Origin of the sequence: Streptomyces sp. NPDC050997 (genome assembly GCF_040660135.1) — a bacterium.
In the GTDB taxonomy this organism is placed as follows: domain Bacteria; phylum Actinomycetota; class Actinomycetes; order Streptomycetales; family Streptomycetaceae; genus Streptomyces.
The window spans coordinates 1-6,471 of the sequence record NZ_JBFAGK010000002.1 but is presented as its reverse complement, the minus strand read 5'-3'; the positions used below and the strand labels follow the sequence as shown (position 1 = coordinate 6,471).

Below are 6,471 nucleotides of genomic sequence, written 5' to 3'. Positions count from 1 at the left end.
GGTGACAACCGTGGTGGTGGCCGTTCGTTCGAGCGCCGTGACGACAACCGTGGTGGTGGCCGTTCGTTCGAGCGTCGCGACGACAACCGTGGTGGCTTCCGCCGCGACGACCGTGGTGACCGTGGTGACAACCGTGGTGGTGGCCGTTCGTTCGAGCGCCGTGACGACAACCGTGGTGGTGGCCGTTCGTTCGAGCGCCGTGACGACAACCGTGGTGGTGGCCGTTCGTTCGAGCGTCGCGACGACAACCGTGGTGGCTTCCGCCGCGACGACCGTGGTGACAACCGTGGCGGTGGCCGTCCCTTCGAGCGTCGCGACGACAACCGTGGCGAGCGTCGCGACGACAACCGTGGTGGCTTCCGTCGGGACGACCGTCCGGCGGCCCGTCCCTTCGAGCGCCGTGACGAGCGCGGCGGACACCGTGGCAGCGACCGTCCGTTCAACCGCGACCGCCAGGGCGACCGCCCCGGCTTCCGTCCCGCCGGCCACGACCGCCCCTCCGGCCGTCGTGACGACCACCGCAGCGGCGGCAGCACCGGCACCGGCACCGGCTCCTTCGGCCGCCGTGACGACAAGCCGCGCTGGAAGCGCAACAGCTGAGCGCGTCTTCGAGCGTCTCTGAGCGTCTCTGAGAAGTGAACGCCGTGGCCCCCGGGATTCCGGGGGCCACGGCGTTTTGTCGTCCGGGTTCGCGTGCGGGTTCACGTGCCGGTTCGCGTGCGAGTTCAGAGGGTTGTTTCTCGCCAAGTTGTGACGTGTGTCACGGCCCCGGGGTGGGAATCGCTGGGGGCATGACAGATGACGCCATAGCGAGTGGGCCGTCGGGCGAAAGACTCCCCAACGAGGGACTCTCCGACGAGGAACGGCTGGCCCAGCTCGGTTACACGCAGGTTCTCGCCCGCCGCATGTCGGCGTTCTCCAACTACGCGGTCTCCTTCACGATCATCTCGGTCCTGTCGGGCTGCCTGACGCTGTACCTGTTCGGCATGAACACGGGCGGCCCGGCGGTGATCACCTGGGGCTGGGTGGCCGTAGGCCTGATGACCCTCTTCGTGGGTCTGTCGATGGCCGAAATCTGCTCGGCGTACCCGACCTCGGCGGGCCTGTACTTCTGGGCACACCGACTGGCCCCGTCCCGGACGGCGGCCGCCTGGGCCTGGTTCACGGGCTGGTTCAACGTGCTCGGCCAGGTCGCGGTGACCGCCGGCATCGACTTCGGGGCGGCGTCCTTCCTCGGCGCCTACCTGAACCTCCAGTTCGACTTCGCGGTGACACCGGGCCGGACCGTCCTGCTGTTCGCCGGGATCCTGGTGCTGCACGGTCTGTTGAACACCTTCGGCGTACGGATCGTCGGTCTGCTCAACAGCGTGAGCGTGTGGTGGCACGTGCTGGGCGTGGCGGTGATCGTCGGCGCGCTGACCTTCGTACCGGACGAGCATCAGTCGGCGTCGTTCGTGTTCGGCGAGTTCGTGAACAACACGGGCTGGGGAAGCGGCGTGTACGTGGTGGCGCTGGGCCTGCTGATGGCCCAGTACACCTTCACCGGGTACGACGCCTCGGCCCACATGACGGAGGAGACGCACGACGCGTCGACGGCCGGCCCGAAGGGCATCGTCCGCTCGATCTGGACGTCCTGGATAGCCGGCTTCGTCCTCCTGCTCGGCTTCACCTTCGCGATCCAGTCGTACGACGGTGCCCTCGCGTCTCCGACGGGGGCGCCCCCGGCCCAGATCCTGCTCGACGCGCTCGGCGCCACGGCGGGCAAGCTGCTGCTGTTGGTCGTGATCGCGGCGCAGCTGTTCTGCGGGATGGCGTCCGTGACGGCCAACAGCCGCATGATCTACGCCTTCTCGCGCGACGGCGCGCTCCCCTTCTCCCACCTCTGGCACACGGTGAGCCCACGCACCCGGACGCCCGTGGCGGCGGTGTGGCTCGCGGCGGGCGGAGCGCTCGTGCTCGGCCTCCCCTACCTGATCAATGTCACGGCCTACGCGGCGGTGACCTCGATCGCCGTGATCGGCCTCTACATCGCGTACGTCATCCCGACGCTGCTGCGGCTGCGGAAGGGGGAGGCCTTCGCACGCGGTCCGTGGCATCTGGGCCGGTGGTCGCGGATCGTGGGCCTGGTGTCGGTCGTCTGGGTCGCCGTGATCACGATCCTGTTCATGCTCCCGCAGGTCTCCCCGGTCACCGCGGAGACCTTCAACTACGCCCCGGTCGCCGTCCTGGTCGTCCTCGGGTTCGCGGCGACCTGGTGGCGGATCTCGGCCCGCCACTGGTTCCTGAACCCCGACCACGACCGCACCCGGGCCCGCGAGGCGGCCCGCGTCAACGCCCCCGAGCCCGTTGATCCCTGACACTCCGCCCCGACCCGCTCCGCCATGACCATCCGGCACGGCCGTGTCCCCGATACCCGATCGGAGACACGGCCGTGTGCGGTTATGCTCGGGGGGCAACATCACCTGGGCCCTTAGCTCAATTGGCAGAGCAGTGGACTTTTAATCCATTGGTTGTGGGTTCGAGTCCCACAGGGCCTACGAGGAAGCCCCAGCTCAGAGCGCATCTGGTCTGGGGCTTCAGTGTGTTTCGGGGCCTGGGGACCGTCAGGAACGGTGTAGTCCGCTCCACCCCCGCCCGGGTGGCTGCTCCACCGGCCGGGGGCGGTGGATCCTCTAGCGTTGCCGTATGTGGAAAGCGGTCCGGCGGGCGGCGTGGGCCACGGTGCATCTTGTGGTGGCCGCGGCGATGGCGTTCGGTGTGTGGATCTTCATCACCGTGCTGCTGATCACTGCCGTCGGCACGCTCGCGGTCGTCGGTGCCTGGATGCTGCCCGAGGCGGTGCTGCTGATCCGGCGGATCGCCGGGGCCAAGCGGCAGCTGACGTCATCCTGGACCGGGCGGGAGATTCCCGAGGCGTATCAGAGTCTCGACGGGACTCTGCGGGAACGGCTGCGGACCGCCGTACGCGATCCCGGCACGCGCACCGATCTGCGCTGGATGGTCGCCTACTACCTCTACGGCGCTCTCGTCGTTCTCGCGCTGCCGCTGTGGCCCGTGGGGCTGGTCGTCGATGGTGTGTGGTGTGGGCTGCTGCGTCGGCGGGCCCTCGTGCTGCCGTTGATCGTGGGGCTCGCCGACACGGAGGCTCGTTGGTCGACCGCGCTGCTCATGCCCTCCCCGCAGGCGAGGCTGGCCGCGCGGGTCGAGGAACTGAAGGAGACCCGGGCCGACGCGATCGCCGCGCACGGGGCCGAGTTGCGTCGCATCGAGCGGGACCTGCACGACGGCGCCCAAGCCCGGCTGGTGGCCCTGTCGATGCGGATCGGGCTCGCCAAGCGTGCCTACGACCGTGATCCCGACGCCGCTCGCAAACTCCTGGACGACGCCCAGGACCAGGCCGAACAGGCGCTGACCGAGCTGCGGCACGTGGTGCGCGGCATCCACCCGCCGATCCTCACCGACCGGGGACTGTCCGGCGCGGTCCGTGCGCTGGCCGCCGGCAGCGGGCTCGTCGTGACCGTGGACGACGTCGGACTGGACGAAGGGGTACGGGCGCCCGCGGCCGTGGAGGCCGCCGCCTATTTCGTGGTCGCCGAGGCGCTGACCAACGCCGCCAAGTACAGCGGGTCGCCGAGCGCCGACGTCCGGCTCGCCCGGACCCGGCGGGGGCTGTCGGTGCGGGTACGCGACGAGGGGCGGGGCGGTGCCGTCGAGAGCGGAGACGGGTCGGGGATCCTCGGCATGCGGCGGCGGGTCGCCGCGCTCGACGGGACGGTGGAGGTGACCAGTCCTGTCGGCGAGGGAACCGTGATTCAGGTGGAGCTGCCCTGCGTGTGGTGAGCGGGCGGGGGTGGTGGCCGGCGTGGTCAGACCGCGTGGTCAGACCGCGTGGCCCGTCAGTTTGCCCAGGGGAAGCGTGTGCTGGGTCTGGAGGACCTTCGCGCGCAGGTAACGGACGTTGTGCGGGGTGGTGAACACGCCGGTGGGTACGCGGTCGTGGACGTCGATGCCCAGGTCCCGCAACTGGTCTGCCTTGTCGGGGTTGTTGGAGAGCAGGTCCAGGCTGGTGATGCCGAGAGCGTCCAGCATCTGCGCGGCCGCCGTGTAGTCGCGGGCGTCCTCGGGCAGGCCCAGCGCCGTGTTGGCCGCGTATGTGTCGAGGCCCTGGTCCTGGAGGGCGTACGCGTCGAGCTTGTTGTAGAGGCCTATGCCGCGGCCCTCCTGACGGAGGTAGAGCAGGACGCCGCCGCGCTCCGCGATCCGCTCGACCGCCTCGCGCAGCTGCGGGCCGCAGTCGCACCGGGCCGAGCCGAAGACGTCGCCGGTCAGGCACTCGGAGTGCAGCCGGACGAGCGGGGTGGTGCCGGGGGCCGGGTCGCCCAGGACGACGGCCACGTGTTCCTGGCCGTCGGCCAGACCGTGGAAGGTGACCAGTTCGGTGTCCACGGCATAGCCGTCGTGGAAGCGCAGCGGGACCCGGACGCGGGAGCGCGGGGTGGCGGCGGGGAAGTCAGGCATGCGGTTCTCCGGGTCCGGGGCCGTATCTGCTTCAGGTTTGAAGCAGATCTTTGGGTACGGACCCTACCTCATGCTTGAAATTTGAAGCAACGGGTTTGCGGCGTAGATCACGAAGAGGAGGACGAGCGGCGGCGCCACGGTACGTCGTCCGGCGCCGGGCGGGCGTCGTCGCTCTCCAGAGCCCGCGTGATCCCCGTACAGATCTCCTCCAACTGGTCCACCTGCTCCTCGGTGAGCTGGTCGAACAGCGACGCCCGTACGGTCTCCACGTGCCCCGGCGCCGTCCGTTCCAGGACCGCCATGCCCTCCTCGGTGAGCGCCGCGATGCTGCCCCGCTTGTCCCACCGGCAGTTCTCCCGCCGTACCAGGCCGTCCTTCTCCAGGCGGGTCACCGCATAGGTCAGCCGGCTGCGCGTGATCTTCGTGCTCTCCGCGAGGTCGGTCATGCGCAGCCGGTGTTCCGGGGCGTCGGAGAGGTTGGCGAGGATGGAGTAGTAGAGATGAGGCATGCCGGCGTCCTGCTGGAGCTGCCGGTCGAGCGCGTCCTCCAGGAGGTGCGTCGCGGCGATGTACGCGCGCCAGGCGCGCTGCTCCTTCGGGGTGAGCCAGCGAGTCGTCATGCCTCCAGTGTAGGTTTGTTTCAAACTTGAACCAAGACCCACCCCAGCCGCCTTCGAGAGGGACCGCGCCGATGTCTCACCCGTACGTCCTCCTCTCCGCCGCCGTCTCCCTCGACGGCTATCTGGACGACACCGGTCCCGAGCGCCTGCTGCTCTCCAGCCCGGCAGACTTCGACCGGGTCGACGAGGTGCGGGCCTCCGTGGACGCGATCCTCGTCGGCGCGGGGACCATTCGCGCCGACAATCCGCGGCTGCTGGTCAACTCGGCGTCGCGGCGGGCCGCGCGTGTTGCCGACGGGCGGTCGGAGTACCCGCTGAAGGTCACGGTCAGCGGCTCCGGCGATCTCGACCCGGCCGCGAAGTTCTGGCACACCGGCGGAGAGAAGGTCGTCTACACGACGGACAAGGGGGCGGAGCGGGTTCGTGCGCTGGGGCTGGGGCCGGCCACGGAAGTCGTTTCGCTCGGGAGTGGCGAACTCGACTGGCGGTTGTTGCTGGACCATCTCGGTGAGGTGCGGGGTGTCCGGCGGCTCATGGTCGAGGGGGGTGGACACATCCACACCCAGTTGCTGCGGCAGGGGCTCGCGGATGAACTCCAGCTGGTGCTGGCTCCGTTGTTCGTCGGGGACCCGGCGGCGCCCCGTCTCTTCGGGCCCGGGCCCTATCAAGGCGGGCGCCTCCGGCTGGTGGAGACCCGGTCCATCGGGGACGTCGTCCTCATGCGGTACGAGCCCACGGCGCCTGGAGTCGGGGGGCTCTCCTCCGCCGCGGATCGGCACTGGCTCGGGGTTGCCTGTTCGCTGGCTGATCAGTGTCCGCCTTCTCGGACGGCGTTCAGTGTGGGTGCGGTGGTGGTGGCGGCCGACGGGACGGAGCTTGCCCGCGGGTACTCGCGGGAGGGGGGTGACCCGGTCGTCCACGCGGAGGAGGCGGCGCTGGCGAAGATCTCTGCGGGGGATGCGCGGCTCGCGTCCGCGACGGTCTACAGCAGCCTGGAACCTTGCGCTCGTCGGGCGTCACGGCCGGCCTCCTGTGCTCAGTTGATTCTGTCGGCGGGGGTACGGCGGGTGGTTACGGCGTGGCGGGAGCCGGACACGTTTGTGCAGGGGGCCGACGGGAGTGGGGTGTTGTCGGGGGCGGGGGTGGATGTGGTGGTGCTGGGTGAGTATGCGGGGCTGGCCAAGGGGGCGAATCTGCATCTGCTGTGACGGGTGTGGGCTGTCGCGCCTGCGGCGGGTGGTGGGGGGTCGGGGCCGGGACGGGGGTGTCCGTCCTCGGTCTGGCGCGGAATCGGTTTCTTGGTGAGTGGGCGGTGTTGACGCGCCAGACGCTG

General features: G+C 69.9%; 5 protein-coding genes, 1 tRNA gene and 1 pseudogene. 5 read left to right on the top strand and 2 right to left on the bottom strand.

All coding sequences use genetic code 11. The annotated features are described in order from the left end of the window. The 4 genes and pseudogenes from AB0H86_RS03035 to AB0H86_RS03020 all read left to right on the top strand — a co-directional run. Positions 1–600, top strand: a pseudogene (locus AB0H86_RS03035) (RNA helicase); the annotation flags it as partial. A gap of 191 nt (positions 601–791) precedes the next feature. Next, a complete protein-coding gene (locus AB0H86_RS03030; RefSeq protein ID WP_362432289.1) occupies positions 792–2,357 on the top strand; it encodes an amino acid permease in 1,566 nt (521 codons plus the stop codon). A 107-nt stretch (positions 2,358–2,464) separates the two neighbouring features. Next, positions 2,465–2,537 (top strand) — tRNA-Lys (locus tag AB0H86_RS03025). Positions 2,538–2,685: 148 nt separating this feature from the next. Next, on the top strand, positions 2,686–3,840 hold the full coding sequence (locus AB0H86_RS03020; protein ID WP_362432287.1) for a histidine kinase: 1,155 nt from the start codon (positions 2,686–2,688) through the stop codon (positions 3,838–3,840). A gap of 39 nt (positions 3,841–3,879) precedes the next feature. On the opposite strand, the gene ribA is transcribed toward AB0H86_RS03020, so the two are convergent. After that, positions 3,880–4,518: a GTP cyclohydrolase II gene (ribA, locus tag AB0H86_RS03015; protein ID WP_362432285.1), complete on the bottom strand. Its 639-nt coding sequence runs from the start codon at positions 4,516–4,518 to the stop codon at positions 3,880–3,882. A gap of 107 nt (positions 4,519–4,625) precedes the next feature. Beyond that, positions 4,626–5,138, bottom strand: coding sequence for a MarR family transcriptional regulator (locus AB0H86_RS03010; protein ID WP_362432283.1), 513 nt, complete (start codon positions 5,136–5,138; stop codon positions 4,626–4,628). A 71-nt stretch (positions 5,139–5,209) separates the two neighbouring features. Here AB0H86_RS03010 and AB0H86_RS03005 point away from each other — a divergent pair, with 71 nt between their 5' ends. Further along, positions 5,210–6,346, top strand: coding sequence for a dihydrofolate reductase family protein (locus AB0H86_RS03005; protein WP_362432281.1), 1,137 nt, complete (start codon positions 5,210–5,212; stop codon positions 6,344–6,346). Positions 6,347–6,471 lie beyond the last annotated feature (125 nt).

What these genes read in the sequence shown, in the direction of transcription:
- AB0H86_RS03030 (WP_362432289.1), top strand. Translation starts at nt 792, where the DNA reads ATGACAGATGACGCCATAGCGAGTGGGCCGTCGGGCGAAAGACTCCCC.
- ribA (WP_362432285.1), bottom strand. Translation starts at nt 4,518, where the DNA reads ATGCCTGACTTCCCCGCCGCCACCCCGCGCTCCCGCGTCCGGGTCCCG.
- AB0H86_RS03010 (WP_362432283.1), bottom strand. Translation starts at nt 5,138, where the DNA reads ATGACGACTCGCTGGCTCACCCCGAAGGAGCAGCGCGCCTGGCGCGCG.
- AB0H86_RS03020 (WP_362432287.1), top strand. Translation starts at nt 2,686, where the DNA reads ATGTGGAAAGCGGTCCGGCGGGCGGCGTGGGCCACGGTGCATCTTGTG.
- AB0H86_RS03005 (WP_362432281.1), top strand. Translation starts at nt 5,210, where the DNA reads ATGTCTCACCCGTACGTCCTCCTCTCCGCCGCCGTCTCCCTCGACGGC.